This is a genomic window from Fictibacillus phosphorivorans, assembly GCF_023715845.1.
GTDB lineage: Bacteria > Bacillota > Bacilli > Bacillales > Fictibacillaceae > Fictibacillus > Fictibacillus phosphorivorans_D.
This window is the reverse complement of sequence record NZ_JAMBOR010000015.1, coordinates 18970-36721: the sequence shown is the minus strand read 5'-3', so window position 1 is coordinate 36721 and position 17752 is coordinate 18970. Positions and strand designations below refer to the sequence as shown.

Sequence of the window (17752 nt, the reverse complement as noted above, 5' to 3'; positions counted from 1 at the left end):
TTCAATAGAATAAGTTTCTATTGTACCAAGGCTAGGAGTGGCTTATCAATCTGTTTTCTATATTATTGTGCAGTTACGGGCGCCCGATCGATTTCGAATCCCATATCTTCCATCATTTTATGATCTGCCGTTGATTCCTGTCCTGCAGTAGTTAGGTAATCGCCTACAAAGATAGAGTTCGCCGCATATAACCCTAGCGGTTGAAGGCTTCTTAAGTTTACTTCTCGTCCACCTGATATGCGAATCTCTTTTGTTGGGTTGATATAGCGGAACAGAGCCAATACTTTCAAGCAATAGCGCGGGTCCAATTCGTCCGTTCCTTCAAGCGGGGTACCATCAATCGCATGCAAGAAATTGACCGGTATAGAGTCTGCATCGAGCACTTTAAGGCTACGCGCCATATCGATCACATCTTGTTTTGTTTCCTTCATGCCGACAATCACACCAGAACATGGCGAGATCCCGCTGTCTTTTACGACGTTCACAGTGTTCACCCGGTCATCATATGTATGGGAAGTGGTGATGTTCTCATGGTTTCGAGCTGATGTGTTCAGGTTATGGTTGTAACGGTCCACCCCAGCTTCTTTTAAACGTGCTGCCTGCTCTGGCTTTAAGATTCCAAGACAAGCACAAACCTTTAATCCGTAAGTGTCTTTGATCTCTTTTACAGCTTCTACAACTTTATCCACATCTCGGTTCGTCGGCCCCCGACCGCTTGCAACGATACAATAGGTGCCGACGTTCAAGTTATAAGCGGTCTCTGCCCCTTTAACCATTTCGTCCTTATCCATCATTCTATAAGTTTCGATCGGAGCCGTCGAAACGATAGATTGTGAGCAATATCCACAATTCTCCGGACAAGCACCTGATTTCGTATTGATGATCATGTTTAGTTTTACATGTTTTCCAAAATAGTGTTTTCTAATCTGAAATGCACCGTGTAAAAGCAACAGCAAATCATCATCTGAACATTCTAAGATGGAAAGTGCTTCTTCGTTCGTTATCTCTTTACCTTGTAAAACTTTCTCCGCTAGCAGATTCCACGTCATATTCCGTCTCCCCTTTTCTTATGATGCGTGCTTTGTTTGATGCGGCATTACTTTTTTACGAGCGATATTAATACGTGGAGCGATCAACCCTGCACAAACAGCTAGAATAATATCTTTCGGAAGCGGAACCATCATCCATCCCCAAGCCATAGAGTAAGTGAATCCTTCTGGTGCAGCTGCCCACATCTTATAAGCCATGAACATAAGGTTTGTACCAGCGATGTAATTGATCAACGTTCCTACCAGTGCCGCGACGATATAGGACGCCTTGCTGCCGTTATTTTCAATGATCTTGCCAGTTACATAGGCTACTAGAATAAAAGATAATAAAAAACCGAAAGTCGGGCTGACAAGGGTCGCAAAACCACCTTTAAACTGAGCAAATACAGGTGCTCCGACTAAACCGACCAAAACGTAGACGCTCATCGCGATCGCACCTAAGCGGCTTCCTAATAGTGCGCCTGCTAAGATACAGAAGAACGTCTGCAGCGTAATGGGCACACCGCCAACGACCATAAACGGAAAGATCGTTGTAATATTAGCGCCGATCGCCATCAAGGCTACGAACATTCCGATCAGCGTAATATCAATCGTTTTCAAGCTTTTTCTTGTTGCTGTCATTTGCATGAACCTCCATATGTAAGAACTGTTTATGAATTAAGAATAGCGGAGGTTTTCATTTGCGTCAACTTACAATATATTTTGGTTAACATATAGATTTTGACAAAATCACCGGTTTTGTCGAGATTTGGCGACTCGTGGTTATTATAAAATTAACGTGGGATTATTACTCTTTTTCGTGAGATTAATCAAATTAAGCGAGGAAAAAATTCATTTAACCTGGGATTCCGATCGTAAAGCATAAAAAAACTGGCTCACGGGAACTTCTAACATCCCGCTTAGCCAGTTTTATACTATTTATCGCCTGTAAACTTGATTCCTTTTACAAAATATCGGTTAAAGAAGGCGTACAACACGATTATCGGAAGCGTGAAGACCATGGACGCTGCCATAATGTAGTTCCAATAGGAGATGAACTGACCTTTAAACGAGTTCAATCCGAGTGGCAATGTGAACATCTCCATGTCGGACATAATGATGAGCGGTCTCATAAAGTCGTTCCAGAACGCCATGAACACGAAGATCGTTTGCGCGGCAAGGGCCGGTTTCGCTAGTGGAAGTACGATCCTGAAGAACGTTCCGAATCGGCCGAGGCCATCAATCGCTGCTGCTTCTTCCACTTCTTTCGGGAAGTTCACAAAGAACTGTCTCATCATAAAGATGAACGTCGCGTTAACCGCACCAGGTATGATCATTCCCTGATAAGAGTTCAGCCAGCCGAGCTCTTTCAAAATCAAGAAGTTCGGGATTAGCGTAACTTGGAATGGAATCATCAACACGGCTAGAATAATGATAAAGATGCTCTTTTTCCCTGGAAAGCTCAATCGTGCGAGCGCATATCCGGCCATTGAGTTGAACAGCAAATTAAGAAGTGTTCCGACTGTTGCGATAAACAGACTGTTAAACAGCCATCTGCCGAACAACGGCTCTCTTGTGAAAATTTGTTTATAGTTTTCCAGTGTAAAATCTTTTGGTATAAAATTAATCGATCCGCTTACGATCTCACCCAGTGTTTTAAAGGAAGAAGACAATGCCCATAAAAACGGAATGACAGTGATGATCGCGTACACGACTAGGATGATATAAAGCGCTTTTCTTCCAGCCGATCGTTTTTTCATGGTATCTCCTCCTTAGTAAAGTGATTCTTCTTTTGAGAATTTGCGCTGTATTAAAGTTGCCACTAGAATAATGATCGCAAGCATGAAGGCGATCGCAGTTGCATAACCCATCGTTCCAAGTGTCTTAAATGCATATTGATAGATCAATAGAACAACCGTCAATGTGGAGTTGTTCGGTCCACCCGATCCTCCGGAGAAAATGTACGACTGGTCAAACAGCTGGAACGTTCCAATGATTCCCATGATGACAACGAACGACGTAACCGGACGAAGGTTAGGAACCGTGATGTGCCAGAATTTTTGAATCGCACCTGCTCCATCCAGTTCAGCTGCTTCATAATGACTGTCTGGAATATCCTGAAGTGCTGCCAGATAGATAACCATAAAGAATGGTGCTGTCGCCCAAATGTTCATGATCATGATCGCGATCAGCGCGACGTCTGGGTCACCAATCCAGTTATACGTCGGCAGATGGAAGATCTTTAGTACATAGTTGATCAAACCGTTCTGGTTATACATCCACATAAAGATCAGGGTTAATACCGCTGATGACGTTAAGGTCGGCAAGAAATAAACGACCCGGAAAAACTTTTGTCCCTTCAGCCCTGCGTTAAGAGAAGCTGCAAGCACGAGTGCTAAGAAAGTCTGTGTCGGGACAACAACCGCAACATAGACGGCGGTATTTTTTAATGCGATGATCGCTCTGTCATCAAAGGTTACTTTTAAAAAGTTATCCAGTCCTCGGAACTCATACGTTGCTCCGCCTAAAAGCTCTACCTTATGGAAAGATAAGAAAACGGCATAAAGGATGGGAGCGATAACAAATACACCTAGTACAAGAATGGTAGGAAGCAAGAAGAGGTACCCTTGACCCGCTTCTTTTCTCTCCTTTTTCGTAAACATTTTCACAATCTTCACCTCATTCCTTTTCCGTTATTCCGTTACCTTGATTTCTTTGTTCGCTTGTTTTTCAGCATCTTGTAACGCTTCCTCCAATGGACGGTCTCCAAGATACGCACTGAGGAACTGGTTGTTGAAGTTGTTCATAACGATCGGAAGTGAAGGTCCATCCTGCCAAACGGTCGCATAGCTTGCTCCTTCAACCAACGGCTTACGAAGTTCGTCCTGGTCAAAGCCAAGTTCAGAAGCAACCGATTTTCTTGTCGGCAATGCAAGACCTTTGCTTGTCCATTTTTTCATGCCTTCCTTACCCGTTAGATATTCAATCAGTTCCCATGATTCTTTTTTATGTTCGGATTCTGCATTCATCGCATATCCGACCGTAAATGACATCGTTCCTTTTTTCCCGTTTACAGTGGGCAGCTCGGCTGTGCCATAGTCGATATCAGGGAAGGTCTCTTCCATATACGGAATGTTCCAGTTTCCTTCAACAACCATTGCCGCTTTCCCGCGGCCGAACATTTCCCCAGCAGATTGTCCCGCTCCAACTTCAGATGGCGTTGCTGCTGTTTTATCTTTTATGTGCATATCGACAATCGGCTGAATCGCATTTACGACTTTATCATCCGCAAAGCTGGCACGTCCGTCTGTAATCACTTCCCCGCCTTTTGATTCTGCAAGATAATATAATCGCTCAATCTGCGGCATTACACCGAGTCCGTATACTTGTTTTTCTTCATCAGTCACTTTTTTAGCGATCTCTTCTAGCTCTTCCCATGTTTTAGGGGGGCCTGAGATGCCATGTTCTTTAAACATTTTTTTGTTATAAAAAAGAGCAAGCGTAGAGTAATCTTTCGGAAGGCCATACAGCTCTCCATCACTTCTAAACGCGTCGATCATCGGTTTCTCAAAGTCATTTATATCAAAATCATCCGTAACGTACTTATTAAGCGGTTCGATTGCACCTGTTTCGATCAAGGCAGGAGCTTCAAACGCATCTAAGTAAAATACGTCAGCCGCTGTACCGCCGATCAGACGTGTTTTCAGCACGTCCATATACTGATCATTGATCGTGTTCAACTTCACATCGATGTGAGGGTGTTCTTTCTCAAAATCTGCGAGCACCTCATTCAATAGTTTCTTTTCTACTGGATTACCGCCCCAGCCGCTTAGTACGATCTCTGTTTTGCCGGATTTGCTCTCTTCATCATTCCCGCAGCCTGTTAGTATAGTCGACAGCAGCAATGATGTGATTCCTAGAGAGGACAGCCATTTTTTAGATAGCATTGCGTTTACTCCCTTCTTCAAGCAGTTTGTTCCTTTTGAACAACTTCGTAACCAGTTGTGTTCTCGACGATTGTGACAACTGTTTCTTCCCCTTCACGATGCACATCGACTGAAAGGAATCCTCCACCAATTTTTATCTTCTTAACCGTTAACTCGTTCATACCCACCAACAGCTTAGGTGACAGCGTGATCACTTTGTGCAAGCTATCAGGGAAGAGTCCGAGGATCGTTTGGATAAAGACAAGCGGTGTTCCTGCTGCCCAAGCTTGTGGTGAACATGCGACAGGATATTTCACTGCACGTCCTTCCTCAGCACTGTAACCGCAGAAGAGTTCAGGCAATCGGTCATATTCGAAATGTTTTGCCGCATCGATCAAGCCATTAATGACCGTGTTGGCTGCTGATTGACGGTTAAGTTTGCTCATACCTAACAAGATCATGCTGTTATCATGCGGCCAGATGCTTCCGTCATGGTAGCTCATCGGGTTATAACCTGCTTCTCCTTCAGCCATCGTTCGAATCCCATATCCTGAGAAGAATGCTGGGGATACTAATTTTTCAATCACAGCATCCGCTTTGTTATCATCGAGCATTTCAGCAAAAAGCACATGCCCTGGATTCGTCGTTAACGTTCCTACTTGCTTTTTATCCTTGTCGAGTGCGATCGCATGGAACTGCTGATCATCCATCCAAAACGCTTCATCGTATCTTTCTTTTAATTGTTCTGCCTCGTTACGAAGCTTTGCGGCTTCCTCTACTTTTCCTTGAGCTTCATAAATCGCGGCTACTCCTTGCTTTGCCTGATACACATACCCTTGAACTTCAGAAAGGGCAATCGGTGTTTCAGCATAATCACCGTTTCGATGAACGACTGAATCTCCAGAATCCTTCCAGCCCTGGTTCGCGATACCTTTGCTAGATTCCTGATGATACTCAACGAATCCATCACCATCACGGTCTCCATATTCGTCAATCCACATGAGAGCATCTTCCACGTTTTGCGAAAGTTCTTCTGCTAGAGAGAGATCTCCTGTCCACTTCGTATATTCAGATAAAAGAACTAAAAAGAGCGGTGTCGCATCAATCGTTCCATAATAAGGAGTGAATGGGACTTGATTAGTTGCAGCGAGTTCTCCGTATCGGATCTCATGCATGATTTTACCCGGCTGTTCATCTCGCCAAGGATCTACTTTTGTTCCTTGTTGAGAAGCCATCGTTAAAAGAGTACCTTTTGCAATTTCAGGATTGAAAGCAAGCATTTGAAGAGCTGCAATCAAGCTGTCTCTTCCAAACGGAACACCAAACCATGGAAGGCCGGCAACCGGAAACTGTCCATATCCGAGGTCTGTCAATAGTACTCGTAAATCTTGGATACCGCGATCTACTAGTCTTTGAAGCGGTTCGAAATCCGTTTTAACACCTGGTGTTTCTGACTCCCATTTTTCGTACGAGTCTTTCAGGTTTTGAAGTGCTGCGTCCGGTTCGATAACCGTACCTGATTCTCCATCGATTTCAGGTGAAACAGTAAAGGTTACAGATTGAGCCTCTGCATGATCCAACCGAAACTTGAAGGTTACTTCTCCTTCTTGTTTTACAGATACGGCCTCACGATCCCATTGAATCTTAGTAGCTCGCTCAACATCATCGGCTCCTTTGTAAAAATAGCTCAATGATCGATCAGTCGTTTCTTCCCCTGTTCTCTTACCAATCTCTCCATATTGAAAACCTCGGATGATGAACATGTCCATGAAGTCAGCATCAACATGTACGCTGATTTCAAATTCAACAGGCTTCGGATAATAGTTTTTTAATTGAAGTGTTTCATAGAGCACACCATCATAGATGAGGCGTTTTCTTTCAATCTCGACTGATTCTCTCCAAAGGATTAGATTTCCGTCCTCTTCCATATGAGGATTCGTCAGCAAAATTTTTGCCATATAGTTCTCATCCGCCGAAGAGGATAGAAGAATTGGATCCTGACCGTTGATTTTGACATCAAACTTGCTTAAGAATCTCGTATCCTTTGTGTAAAGTCCTAAACCATAACTGTTTTCCTGTGGAATATTTCCTTTATCATCTGTTAAGAAAAATAGATCGTTCTCTTTGATTACGCGGTAGTTCATGATTGTTTTCCCCCTGTTTTTCGTTTATTCAATAACTTCCCAAAACGTTTTCGGTGAGTTTCATTTTAAAAACCACTAAGTGTGGTTTTCACATGTTGATTCTCTTTTTATAAATGCAGTATTCAATATTTTTTTCTTGCTGTCCATGTTTCCTTCGAGCATACCTGTTAAAAGTTTTGTCGCTTCAAACCCTAATTGATAACGATCTTGAGCAATCGTGGTAAGTGAAGGTGTTGAATAGGCCGACAAGATAATGTTGTCAAACCCAACGACCGATAACTCTTCCGGAAGCTTGCGTCCCAGTTTCTTGGCTGCCCTTATTGCACCCATCGCCATCAAGTCACTCGCACAAAAGAGAGCTGTCAGTTCAGGATGTTCTTGAAGAAGTTTTGTCGCTTCGGTTTCTGCCCTTTCTTCTAAAAAAGCCCCATTCCGAACATACGATTCTTCAAATGTGATTCCCTTCTCTTGAAGAGCATCCTGGTAGCCATCCAACCGTTCTTGGCTGACAAAAGCCTGGCTGTGCCCGTTGATCATTCCGATGTGTTGATGTCCAAGATCCAAGAGGTGTGTGACAGCTGATTTTGCGCCTTCTCTATTGTCTGTTGTCACATAACCAACAGAATCGCTTTCCATCGGGATATCGATAAGAATGCATGGCGTATCGCTTTTTAATACTTCTTCTAGATAAGGATCGTCGGTTTTGATCCCCTGCAGGATAATTCCTTCGACTTTACGTTCCTGAACAAGCTGCTTGTATGTCTTTTCTTGTTGTTTCTGTGAATCTGTACTGATAAGAACAAGCTCATATCCAAGCTGGCCCGCACAGTCGTTCACTCCGCAAAGCACCTCATATGTGAAATTATCTTTGCTTCCTTCAATCTTCAGTCCTGAAACGAGCAAACCGATCGTTTTTGTCTTCTTCATCACGAGGCTTCTCGCCAATAGGTTCGGACTATATTTTAGTTCTTTTGCAATCTCTTTAATTCGTTCTCTTGTTTTTTCGTTTACATCAGAATAACCGTTCAACGCTCTGGAGACCGTTGTAACAGATACTCCTGCTCTTTTTGCTACATCCCTAATCGTTGCCATATTATCCTCCAAAACGTTTCGGATACGAGTTGTTGTATATCTTAACCTTAAATGAATTCGCTTTCAAGTCTATTTTTAAAATTTCTGAAAAAAGATTTTATGGTTAAAAAGAAAACCCTGATGAACACAACGGTTCTTCAGGGTTTCTCCATTTTTATTTTTCTTCAGCTTTCTCATTTGGAATTTCCTGTGTGGATGCAACGGTTTCAGAAACCTTTCCCTCTCCTTTTTCCTGTTTCCACGATTCTTTTTCATTATGAATCTGATGCAGCTTCCTCACTTGTCTTTGCAGCTGAATCACTTTGATCAACCCAAACAACCCCACAGAAAGTCCTCCAAAAACGGCTGATCCTAAAATAACAAGGATAAGCGGCCAATTCGCTGTGCCAAATAGATAATTAATCTCCACATCTCCCACGTTAATAACGGCAAACGTTGCGATAATAAGAGCAAAGATAAAACCGAATATCAAGTACAATTGCATTTTCATCGTTATCACCTCATAATCTATCTATTCCCATATTGCTTATGAATCTACCAAAAACATAAAAATACTTTTCATGTTGAGATAAAAAGATTAAATTACAGATTTAGTACTCTTTCAAAGATGGATTTTTTCTTTTCCATCTCCTCTTCCTGTTCCAAAGTTGTTGGGATCTGCTCTGCTTCTATGCCCTTAATTCTTTTAGCTGCATCATATTCAGTAAAATTAAATTCAGGCACTACCCATTTTCCGTTTTCAGCTTTAACTCTTACCCAGATAGCTTTTTGACATTCGGGACATGTCTTCATGCCATAATAATGAACTTTATATATGATCTCGTCTTTCTTAATCTTCCATTGGAACAGATCATATTCTTCAAATTCTTCTTCAACTTTCGTTTGTTTTCGTTCATCTGGGACAACATCAACGTATGTTGTCCTTGCTTTTTCAGACAAAAGATTATACTTCAACGATACATTCGATTGAAGTTCTGCTCGTGCCCATTCAGTGGCTACCATTCGTGGTTCAAAATCTTCATCTTCTCCACGATACATTGACAATGCGGTCCCACTTATTAACAAACCCAATATAATCAAGATCAGTACATACTTTAATCCTTTATCTTCTTCTTTCAACTCTAGTTTGAACTTCACTTTTTCTAGACCCATCGTTTTCTCCCGATTAATCCGTTAATTCTACACGAACGATCGTTTTCCATGTAGATGGTTCATGGCATTTCATCGCTGGTGTCAAATAAATTTCTCTATGGCTGTCTTTTACTTTAAATCCCTTTTCTTCTGCAAACTGAATGATTTCTGCGAGTATAGTCTTTGTGTCACGATAATGACCAACATGTAACTTTTGTACACATAGAACAGGATCTGCAATAATAAGCCTTGTTTCTGGGATTACTTCTTTCAATTTCTTAGCAACATCACTTCGAGCTTCTTCAAACATCTCATCTGTGATGCAATCTGGAACTTGCATCACCTGTGTTGTTTTAGCTAGATTATCTTTCATTTCATGCCAAATAATCTCGTGAGGCATAAGTTTGAATTTATAACCGATCTTTGTTTTCGTAATGTGTTTTAGCCGATTGACGATCTTCCATACAACCCATTGTTGATCCATTGGCTCTGGTCGTCCTGCCCAATCCATATAATAGGCTGTGTCCATCTCTTGCGTTACGTATTTCATCTGAGGGATATGCAGAATACGAACAGGACCGGACTTTGCTCCATAAATTTCTTTATGTATTTTTTGATGATCATGTGTTATCGCTTTTGTTTGCAATAGATATCACCTCATTAATCATTTGGAAAATTATGATAATATAAGATTACCATATAATGATAAGATCAGAGTAATAAAAAAGGTTTTTATGTTGAAAAGGTTACTTTATGCAGGTTGCTTTTTACCCCTGTTTGTTAAAAGCCTTGTTTTCACTAGATGACACCCGACTTCCACCGAGCTCCTATAAAAGAGAAAGGCAGAGATTTACGATCAAATTTATTAAGGTAAGGGAGTGAAAGAGTGCTGTTACTTTTAACTATTGGATTCATAATAATTGGATTTTTCGGTCTCATTTCTATGAAAAAAGATATGGAAAGTAAGTTTGTTTTTATAAAAGTAAATCCCGAAAACAAGGGGAATGCATCAAAAGCTAAATCAGTAATTTGGTGGATAGTGAGTGCAGCTGCTTGGGGGGTAGTAAGTATTTACCTTGTGGGTTGGTGTTTTCGGAATTACTTCGGATAACGTTTGGCTGCAAATGTAAAAAACACTGGTAATATAAGTCCACAACAAAATAGATACTTCATGAAAAAAAGCTTGGATGGATTATCCAAGCGCCGTTTTTTAGCTATTCTTATCGATTTCTTTTAAGCTTTCCGTTAATTTCACTGTATCTAAATTCTCACCGATAAAAACCAATCTTAACGGCATCTTCATAAGCTCTTTTTCGTAATTTGGGAGTCCATAGGAATATTGAAAGAGATAGATTTGTCCGTCTTCAAGTTTAATTTACCCTTTGATCCGGTAGATTGATGATGGTGCTTCGCGCAGCCAGTCTTCAAAAGCTTCTTTTTTGATTGCACCTTGGAAGGAATAGATCCACGTTTTTACTTTCAGTTTGTCTACTGTAACTTGTTGATGTTTTTTTCTGTCTTTTACAGTGAGTTTGAAAAGCTGAGTAATATCTACTTTCGCATAGTCAGTGAGGACATAGGGAGTTCCTGCATTTAATCGTTCCGCATCTTCCTTTAAAGATTTTTTCTGTTCATCTGTTAACGTCCCCGTCTTGTTCCAAATGATAAAGTCCGCATGCTTGAGTTGTTCGATCATCAGCATTTTCGCTTGAACACTCATCGAACCTCGATCGAGCCACCTTGGCGCATCCATGATGGATATGATTCCTGATACCTCGAGTTCATCAAACAGGTATGGTGACAAACAAGCATCCAGCACATCAATCGGGTGAGCCGCTCCCGTTGCTTCAATAATTAAAGTATCCAATTCATTTTCCTTACAAAGTCCCCAAAGCTGTTTTTCAAGCTGATCAGATAGCGAACAGCAGATACACCCGTTTAGCAGTTCTTTTAACGGGATATCGCCAGGAACGGCATCGGAGTCAACAGAAACTTCTCCAAGTTCGTTCATAAGGACGGCTGTTCGATGATTTCGTTCTTTTTCGTACTGCAGAAGTTGCTTAAGCAGCGTCGTTTTTCCGCTACCTAGAAAACCTGCTAAAATGATTACGTTCGTTTTCTTCATCTTACACCTCAACATGATTTCTCTCTTTTTGCATTCTATTTTAATTATAAACACTAAAATCTATCATAGGCGGGCACAATTCTGCTTGAGCGCGCAATTTACTTTCTACATCTCGTATTCCACTCCAAATAATGTAACAGATCCTCCCGGAATAACAAAAAAACAGCCCGATTACAGGCCGTTAACGTTGATTTTAGCTAATAATTTTTTAATGATATCCAGACTGACTTCTTCCCACAGTGCGTGGTCCGTCGTAAAAAGAGTAGATATCTTATCTGCAAACAGTTTGAATGCTTTTTCGTAACGCGGATCGTCTTTTGCTGGGAGCTTCTTCTTACGTTCTTCGACCAGCTGCTGCAATTTCGGTGCACGCGGTCCCCACTTCATGATTTCTTTACCTTTTTCATCTATAAAGATAATAATCGGAATCGATTTTGATTTATTAGTTAGGTATCGGTCCATCAATTCGAGATTTTTATCCCGCTGTATAAAACGAACATCAATGAGTGCTTCGTCTGCCATCCGCATAAAAACAGGGAGATTCAGCATTGCATCTCCGCACCAGTCTTCGGTGATCACAATTGCTCTCAACCGGCTTTTCTGCATGCTATGCAGTGCATCTTTCATCGGATCTGGAAGTACGAATGCATTGTAGATCGTTAGCAGGTTTTCTTTATGTGCTGTCATTCCGTGTATATATGCATAGCGAGTCATGCCTTTTTCAAACCAAGTATTGAGGTCAGCCATTCTGTGTTCCTCCCTGTTCTTTATCTATTCTTATTGTAACCAAACAAGGGGGAGTTGGGGAAATGAAAACGCCTTAAATTTATTTTTTTGTTCTTTTTAACCGGCCCGAAGTTTTTTCTGCAGTTGGGAAACAGCGAATAAAAGCAGGTATCTCTCACGCGGTGTTAACCGGAGCCAGTCCTTGACTTTGTACTTCATACTGATTTCCACCTTTCCTAAACATTTAAACCATGTACTTCTTTTAATACCACTTTATGCTAAAAAAGAAACTATTTTAAACACATTACTTTTCGTCAAATATTGCGCTCTTTCGCAAGAATACTCTTATTTTCATCTTCCTAAAATATATTTCTAGAAAAGGTTTTGGTTTCTTTTTATAGAATAGAGGGAAAAGAAATCAAAAACGGGTGAGGTGTTAATGGTTATGAAAATGTTAAGCGAGAATGTTAAAACACTGTTCTTTACGGATGATGGAAAAATTCCAAATCATCCTTCTTGGCCGGTTCTTTTGTACGTTGGTGAACTTAAAGAACCTCAGGATGCACTGGAGGTTTTTGAGGAAAATGGATGGACGAACGGATGGAAGAATGGTGTGTTCGATTATCATCATTACCATAGCAACACGCACGAAGTATTAGGTGTAATGAGGGGGGAAGCCGTTCTTCTTTTAGGTGGAGAAGACGGTGTTTCCGTTACGGTTTCCAGGGGAGATGTCATTGTACTCCCTGCTGGAACCGGTCATAAGCTGATCGGCTGCAGCACTGATTTTAAAGTAGGAGGAGCCTATCCGGAAGGGATGGAACACAACTTAAAAAAAGGTGAGCCGGACGAACGACCAGAAGTGCTCGATGAGATCATGTTAGTTCCGCTGCCAGAAACCGATCCACTCTTCGGAAAAGAAGGACCTCTCTTAGAATTATGGAAGAAAAATGGATAAGAAAAAGGCGACTCTCCCCGGAGCCGCCTTTTTTAGGATCTGGTTTGCCACCAATTAGATCGAGTATGTTCCTCGTCTAAAGAGACCTTTTCACCGATCATAGGTGTTAATATATTCATGTCATTCGCATCCGCAGCTTTTACCACTCGTTCAATGGGATCTGTCCAGGTATGAAGAGATAATGTAAAAGCTCCCCAGTGAATTGGTATCAACCTCTTTCCTTTTACATCGATATGAGCCTTTACGGTTTCTTCTGGCATCATATGAATTGCAGCCCACTTTTCATGGTACTGACCGCACTCCATCAATGTTAAATCAAACGGTCCAAATTTTTCCCCAATCTCTTTAAAATGCGGGCCATAGCCACTGTCACCGCTAAAATAGATTTTTGCCCCTGTTCCTTCAATCACCCAAGAACACCATAGCGTAGAGTTACGATTCGTTAAGCTTCTGCCGGAAAAGTGCCTTGCAGGTGTACACACAAGGTTTAGTCCACTTGCCGTAACTTCTTCCCACCAATTACATTCTTGTATTTTCCCTGGTTCCACACCCCATCTCTTTAGATGATTGCCGACACCGAGTGGAACAACAAATTGATTTACTTTAGATTTAAGTTTTTTGATCGTGCCATAATCCAGATGATCATAATGATCATGCGATAGGAGAACCAGGTCGATTTGAGGCAGTTCTGCAACTGAAAAGGGTAAGTCTTTGCTGTAGCGTTTGTTACCAAACCATGGAATAGGCGACGGTGCTTTTCCAAACATCGGATCGAGAAGAATTCGTTTATTATCCAGTTCTATCATCAATGAAGAATGGCCAAACCATGTCACTTTTGTTGTTTGATTTGGGTTCAGTTTTGATAACTGAAGCGGTTTTATCGGAATCGGCTTACTGGGCTGTCTGTTCGGATTCCCCATTAAAAACTCTTTTAATACAGGAAACATAGACCTGAAATCCGTAGCCATTTCGGTAGCAATTTGATTAACAAACGTACCGTCAGCATAATGTTCGCTTGAACGGTATCTGGATCTATCATCTTTTGAAGGGTTGCTCCCAAACACTGGATGAAACGCGATGAACAAGAACGTTGTCACGACAACGGCAGCAATTAAAAGTAATGCAAGCATATTTACGACCTCTCTTAAACCATCTAGTGTAAATATACTACTCCTTTTCTTTCCAGCGAAGCAACTTTTAAGCTGGAGTTCTCAAGTGGCAGTTATGAGTGTGTGGTGAAATTCGGCGGATTGTCGACTCGTGGATAAATGCACAAAATTTTTGGATTGAAGGTCAAAATTTTTGGATTGAGGGCTGAAACTCGCGGATTCAGCCCCAAAACTTTTTGATTCGCTTTTGTTTAAAGCCTCCAGAACGCCTATCAAGCCTCCGTCTGCTGTACGCGCACTCCAAAACCAATTCTGAACAGTTTTTTTTCAAAAACTGAACCATATTATAATTGAAAACATCTTGTAGAACTTTAATATCGTCTCCACACAGCAAAAAAGCTGATCTATTCCGGACGGTTTCTTGTCCAGCAGATCAGCTTTTGTTCCAATTATTCATTTAAGCACTATCCTTCTCTTTTTTCTTGGTACTTCTTTTTTTTCGTTTTGGTTTCTTTTTCTGTTCGAGCTCCTCTTTTAAGGCTAACAATTTTGCACGTCTTCTCATCTCTTCATAGATTTTCACAACGAGCATTGCGAAACTGATGAGAAGTGCCAATATTTTATACGCCATTCTCCAACACCCCTCTCTTCCGAAGAAGCGGGCTATTTATTATGAATGGGAGTCTTTGGCTGCTGCCGTTTCTATCGGAATTCTCATTGCTCGGAATGTCTCCTCATCACACACAGCCTTTTCCTGCGCGTTTAGGACAAGCAATCCGTTTCCTTCTGCTTTCTTCGACAACCCGATACTTAACGTGTTTTTAACGAGCTGTGCATATACTTCTGCTTCAGTCAGCTCACGTTCAAACCGTTTTTCCTCGCGTTCGATCAATAAAGCAGCTGCCCCTGAAACATGCGGTGTTGCCATTGACGTTCCAGACAGCTTGGCATATTTGTTTCCAGGATAAGTTGAGATAACATCAACGCCTGGTGCCACAAGATCAATTTCATCATTTGTATTTGAAAATGGAGCCAGTTTCATTTTTGAATCCACTGCACCCACTTGTACTACTTCTCGATAGGCCCCCGGATAAGCATACTCGTTTGTATTTTCATTGTTGTCCCCCTCATTTCCAGCCGCACAGACTACAAGAACATCTTCTAACACTGCTCTTTGGATCGCTTCGTGAAGTTCAGGAACATCGTTCGGTCCGCCGAGTGACATTGAGATCACGCGTACTCTTTCCCCGTTCTCTCCTCGCCATTTTACCGAATAATCAATCGCGTCGATGATTCCTTGATACGTTCCACTTCCATTCTTACCTAGTACCCGGCAGATCAATAGCTTTACGTCCGGTGCAACCCCTACAACACCCGCGTTGTTTAGCGTTGCTGCAATCGTGCCCGCAACATGCGTACCATGGTAATGTGCATCTGTATAATCGTCTTCTTCTCCTTCAACAAAATTCCGTCCGCCTGCGATTCGGTTCGATAGTTCAGGATGACTTGTGTCACAGCCTGTATCGAGAACAGCAACTACGACACTCTGCCCTTTTTCACCTTCACGCCAAAAAGCAGGAGCGTTGATCATTTCAACACCATATGGAATTTCTTCTTTCGATGATTCCATTACATCTTCCAGCACAAAGGGAATTAAACGAATTTCGCTCATGATCCTTGCCTCCTTTTTAATAAAAAGATTGGTGAATCATTTGGCTCTTGTATCTAAGCTATCATGGTGGTCGGATGGATGAAGAACTTCTGAAGATGCTATGAACCTCCTTCCTTTTAGTATAAAAAAAGAATAAAGATTCTAGCTGAGGGTACTATTATCATTATTCTAGCAAACTGTTAAACTTTACCACAAGTCCTGTTTTAAAAATGCGTCATTATGTCTACTTCGACAAACAATCGCTAATAACTATAAGCATTTATTCTTATCGTTTCTTTATAGTTCGACACAAATCATTCCTAAATGAAACTATCATAATAAAGAAACTCTCAAGTCGGGACAACGTCCAATCTTGAGAGTCCATTCTTTCTATCGTTTAGTAGCGAACAGCATTCGCTGCGTTTACTCGTCCTTTAGAGTAATAAGAACCTGTTCCAGATGTTTTATCAGCTGTATTCTCGATCGCTGCACGAATGTTGGATGCGCTGCGTCCTTGTGAAGCTAGTAATCCAGCAATACCTGCTACAAGCGGACAAGCCATGGATGTACCAGACATATAAGCATATCCACCGTTACGAACAGTAGAAGCGATGTCTACACCTGGCGCTGCAACATCAACCCAAGAACCATAGTTAGAGAAAGAAGCTTTAAGGTCGTTGCGATCAGTAGCTGCTACAGCGATCGCATTTGAGTAGTAAGCCGGATAGCTAGGAGCCGATGTGCTCTCATTACCTGCTGCAGCAACTACTACTACACCTTTAGAAGCTGCATAGTTTACTGCGTTTTGAAGAGAAGTTGCACCAGAAGGTCCGCCAAGGCTCAATGAAACGACTTTTGCACCGTTATCAACGGCATGATAGATTCCATTTGCTACATCATCCAACGTTCCGCTTCCGTTTGCATCAAGTACACGAACCGCATAGATCATAACGTTCGGTGCCATACCCGCAATACCTTTTGCATTGTTCGTTGTAGCCGCTGCGATACCTGCTGCGTGTGTACCGTGGTCGTTTTTATCCATTGGATCCCAATCGTCATCTACATAGTCATAACCTTTAATAACGCCGCCCGCTAAGTCTGGGTGGTTGTAGTCAACCCCAGTATCAATGATCGCTACTTTTACAGACGATGATCCGCGCGTAATATCCCAAGCAGACTGAGCACTGACTTTTTGAGGTGCCCATTGTACCCCGTTCGAGAAGTACGTGTCATTCGGGGTCCAAGTAGCATGGTATGTATAGTTCGGCTCTGCGTACTCTACATCTCCGCTCTTTTCATATTCTGCAATAGCTTCTTCCACGGATCCTTCCTTCACTTTAATCACGTGGAATTTTTCACCTTTTTCTTTCACTTCATCCTTTGCTTTAACTGCTAATGATTTTGCTTTGGAGTCTGAGACACCATCTTTAAACTTTACGATGATTTCTTGAGGAGTTACATTCGCCTTTACATCGGGACTTTTAGCCGCTGAGGCCGGTGATGCAAGAGTTACAACTAATGGTAGTACTGCTGCCATCGTGGCAAACTTCTTTAACATTTACTTCACTCCTTGATTTGAATTTTGTCGTCGACAATTTCTAATATAGAGCGGAAATAACTGAAAATAAAGAAAAATTTTACTATTCTATCAAAAACAAATAGATCTTACTAAATTTTAAAAGTTTTAACATAAAATAGGATTATGGTCATTGTATTACCTTTGAAAAAATTCAAACTTTTTACATAGTGACCTAGATATATCTACAAAGTATCAGCTAGTTTTTTTCACTAAATATTTCATTTTCGAATTTTTTGATCATCAAATTGTTTTAAGAGCATTTTTCAATTCTTATGAAATTCAT

The 17752-nt window shown here is 41.4% G+C and carries 17 protein-coding genes; 1 reads left to right on the top strand and 16 read right to left on the bottom strand.

From position 1 onward, the window contains the following. Positions 1 to 62: 62 nt before the first annotated feature. From bioB to M3206_RS12490, 12 genes are all read right to left on the bottom strand, one after another. On the bottom strand, positions 63 to 1049 hold the full coding sequence (gene bioB, locus M3206_RS12545; RefSeq protein ID WP_251312869.1) for a biotin synthase BioB: 987 nt from the start codon (positions 1047 to 1049) through the stop codon (positions 63 to 65). 18 nt (positions 1050 to 1067) lie between these two features. Next, positions 1068 to 1670: a biotin transporter BioY gene (locus M3206_RS12540; protein ID WP_251312868.1), complete on the bottom strand. Its 603-nt coding sequence runs from the start codon at positions 1668 to 1670 to the stop codon at positions 1068 to 1070. A gap of 293 nt (positions 1671 to 1963) precedes the next feature. Further along, a complete protein-coding gene (locus M3206_RS12535) occupies positions 1964 to 2788 on the bottom strand; it encodes a carbohydrate ABC transporter permease (protein WP_251312867.1) in 825 nt (274 codons plus the stop codon). A 12-nt stretch (positions 2789 to 2800) separates the two neighbouring features. Further along, positions 2801 to 3691: a carbohydrate ABC transporter permease gene (locus M3206_RS12530; protein WP_251312866.1), complete on the bottom strand. Its 891-nt coding sequence runs from the start codon at positions 3689 to 3691 to the stop codon at positions 2801 to 2803. Positions 3692 to 3721: 30 nt separating this feature from the next. Next, positions 3722 to 4975 (bottom strand): ABC transporter substrate-binding protein, encoded by a 1254-nt coding sequence (locus M3206_RS12525; protein WP_251312865.1) that lies wholly within the window; start codon positions 4973 to 4975, stop codon positions 3722 to 3724. A gap of 17 nt (positions 4976 to 4992) precedes the next feature. After that, the gene (locus tag M3206_RS12520) at positions 4993 to 7098 is read right to left on the bottom strand and encodes an amylo-alpha-1,6-glucosidase (RefSeq protein ID WP_251312864.1); all 2106 of its coding nucleotides are present in this window, start codon (positions 7096 to 7098) and stop codon (positions 4993 to 4995) included. 75 nt (positions 7099 to 7173) lie between these two features. Then, positions 7174 to 8202, bottom strand: a complete 1029-nt coding sequence (locus M3206_RS12515) for a LacI family DNA-binding transcriptional regulator (protein ID WP_285876954.1) — start codon at positions 8200 to 8202, stop codon at positions 7174 to 7176. 142 nt (positions 8203 to 8344) lie between these two features. Then, positions 8345 to 8680 carry a LapA family protein gene (locus tag M3206_RS12510; protein WP_251312862.1) on the bottom strand — a complete coding sequence of 112 codons (336 nt, stop codon included), beginning with the start codon at positions 8678 to 8680 and terminating at the stop codon, positions 8345 to 8347. A 92-nt stretch (positions 8681 to 8772) separates the two neighbouring features. Beyond that, the gene (locus tag M3206_RS12505) at positions 8773 to 9342 is read right to left on the bottom strand and encodes a hypothetical protein (RefSeq protein ID WP_251312861.1); all 570 of its coding nucleotides are present in this window, start codon (positions 9340 to 9342) and stop codon (positions 8773 to 8775) included. A 13-nt stretch (positions 9343 to 9355) separates the two neighbouring features. Next, positions 9356 to 9967 carry a hypothetical protein gene (locus M3206_RS12500; protein ID WP_251312860.1) on the bottom strand — a complete coding sequence of 204 codons (612 nt, stop codon included), beginning with the start codon at positions 9965 to 9967 and terminating at the stop codon, positions 9356 to 9358. 729 nt (positions 9968 to 10696) lie between these two features. Next, positions 10697 to 11446: a CobW family GTP-binding protein gene (locus M3206_RS12495; RefSeq protein ID WP_251312859.1), complete on the bottom strand. Its 750-nt coding sequence runs from the start codon at positions 11444 to 11446 to the stop codon at positions 10697 to 10699. Positions 11447 to 11617: 171 nt separating this feature from the next. Further along, positions 11618 to 12193 (bottom strand): thioredoxin family protein, encoded by a 576-nt coding sequence (locus M3206_RS12490; protein WP_251312858.1) that lies wholly within the window; start codon positions 12191 to 12193, stop codon positions 11618 to 11620. A gap of 424 nt (positions 12194 to 12617) precedes the next feature. On the opposite strand from M3206_RS12490, the gene M3206_RS12485 reads away from it, so the two are divergent. After that, complete coding sequence (locus tag M3206_RS12485) at positions 12618 to 13130, top strand: cupin domain-containing protein (protein WP_349774016.1); 513 nt, start codon at positions 12618 to 12620, stop codon at positions 13128 to 13130. A gap of 32 nt (positions 13131 to 13162) precedes the next feature. On the opposite strand, the gene M3206_RS12480 is transcribed toward M3206_RS12485, so the two are convergent. The 4 genes from M3206_RS12480 to M3206_RS12465 form a co-directional block, all read right to left on the bottom strand. Next, on the bottom strand, positions 13163 to 14260 hold the full coding sequence (locus tag M3206_RS12480) for an MBL fold metallo-hydrolase (RefSeq protein WP_251312857.1): 1098 nt from the start codon (positions 14258 to 14260) through the stop codon (positions 13163 to 13165). A gap of 436 nt (positions 14261 to 14696) precedes the next feature. Further along, positions 14697 to 14870 (bottom strand): hypothetical protein, encoded by a 174-nt coding sequence (locus tag M3206_RS12475; RefSeq protein WP_251312856.1) that lies wholly within the window; start codon positions 14868 to 14870, stop codon positions 14697 to 14699. A gap of 39 nt (positions 14871 to 14909) precedes the next feature. Continuing rightward, positions 14910 to 15911 carry a S8 family peptidase gene (locus M3206_RS12470; RefSeq protein ID WP_251312855.1) on the bottom strand — a complete coding sequence of 334 codons (1002 nt, stop codon included), beginning with the start codon at positions 15909 to 15911 and terminating at the stop codon, positions 14910 to 14912. Between the two features lie 376 nt (positions 15912 to 16287). Further along, entirely contained in the window at positions 16288 to 17448 is a 1161-nt protein-coding gene (locus M3206_RS12465) for a S8 family peptidase (RefSeq protein WP_349774015.1), read from the bottom strand. Between the last annotated feature and the right edge of the window lie 304 nt (positions 17449 to 17752).

Coding starts and splice junctions, on each gene's coding strand:
- M3206_RS12535 (WP_251312867.1), bottom strand. CDS start 2,788: ATGAAAAAACGATCGGCTGGAAGAAAAGCGCTTTATATCATCCTAGTC.
- bioB (WP_251312869.1), bottom strand. CDS start 1,049: ATGACGTGGAATCTGCTAGCGGAGAAAGTTTTACAAGGTAAAGAGATA.
- M3206_RS12520 (WP_251312864.1), bottom strand. CDS start 7,098: ATGAACTACCGCGTAATCAAAGAGAACGATCTATTTTTCTTAACAGAT.
- M3206_RS12480 (WP_251312857.1), bottom strand. CDS start 14,260: ATGCTTGCATTACTTTTAATTGCTGCCGTTGTCGTGACAACGTTCTTG.
- M3206_RS12490 (WP_251312858.1), bottom strand. CDS start 12,193: ATGGCTGACCTCAATACTTGGTTTGAAAAAGGCATGACTCGCTATGCA.
- M3206_RS12485 (WP_349774016.1), top strand. CDS start 12,618: ATGAAAATGTTAAGCGAGAATGTTAAAACACTGTTCTTTACGGATGAT.
- M3206_RS12505 (WP_251312861.1), bottom strand. CDS start 9,342: ATGGGTCTAGAAAAAGTGAAGTTCAAACTAGAGTTGAAAGAAGAAGAT.
- M3206_RS12510 (WP_251312862.1), bottom strand. CDS start 8,680: ATGAAAATGCAATTGTACTTGATATTCGGTTTTATCTTTGCTCTTATT.
- M3206_RS12525 (WP_251312865.1), bottom strand. CDS start 4,975: ATGCTATCTAAAAAATGGCTGTCCTCTCTAGGAATCACATCATTGCTG.
- M3206_RS12465 (WP_349774015.1), bottom strand. CDS start 17,448: ATGTTAAAGAAGTTTGCCACGATGGCAGCAGTACTACCATTAGTTGTA.
- M3206_RS12475 (WP_251312856.1), bottom strand. CDS start 14,870: ATGGCGTATAAAATATTGGCACTTCTCATCAGTTTCGCAATGCTCGTT.
- M3206_RS12495 (WP_251312859.1), bottom strand. CDS start 11,446: ATGAAGAAAACGAACGTAATCATTTTAGCAGGTTTTCTAGGTAGCGGA.
- M3206_RS12470 (WP_251312855.1), bottom strand. CDS start 15,911: ATGAGCGAAATTCGTTTAATTCCCTTTGTGCTGGAAGATGTAATGGAA.
- M3206_RS12530 (WP_251312866.1), bottom strand. CDS start 3,691: ATGTTTACGAAAAAGGAGAGAAAAGAAGCGGGTCAAGGGTACCTCTTC.
- M3206_RS12540 (WP_251312868.1), bottom strand. CDS start 1,670: ATGACAGCAACAAGAAAAAGCTTGAAAACGATTGATATTACGCTGATC.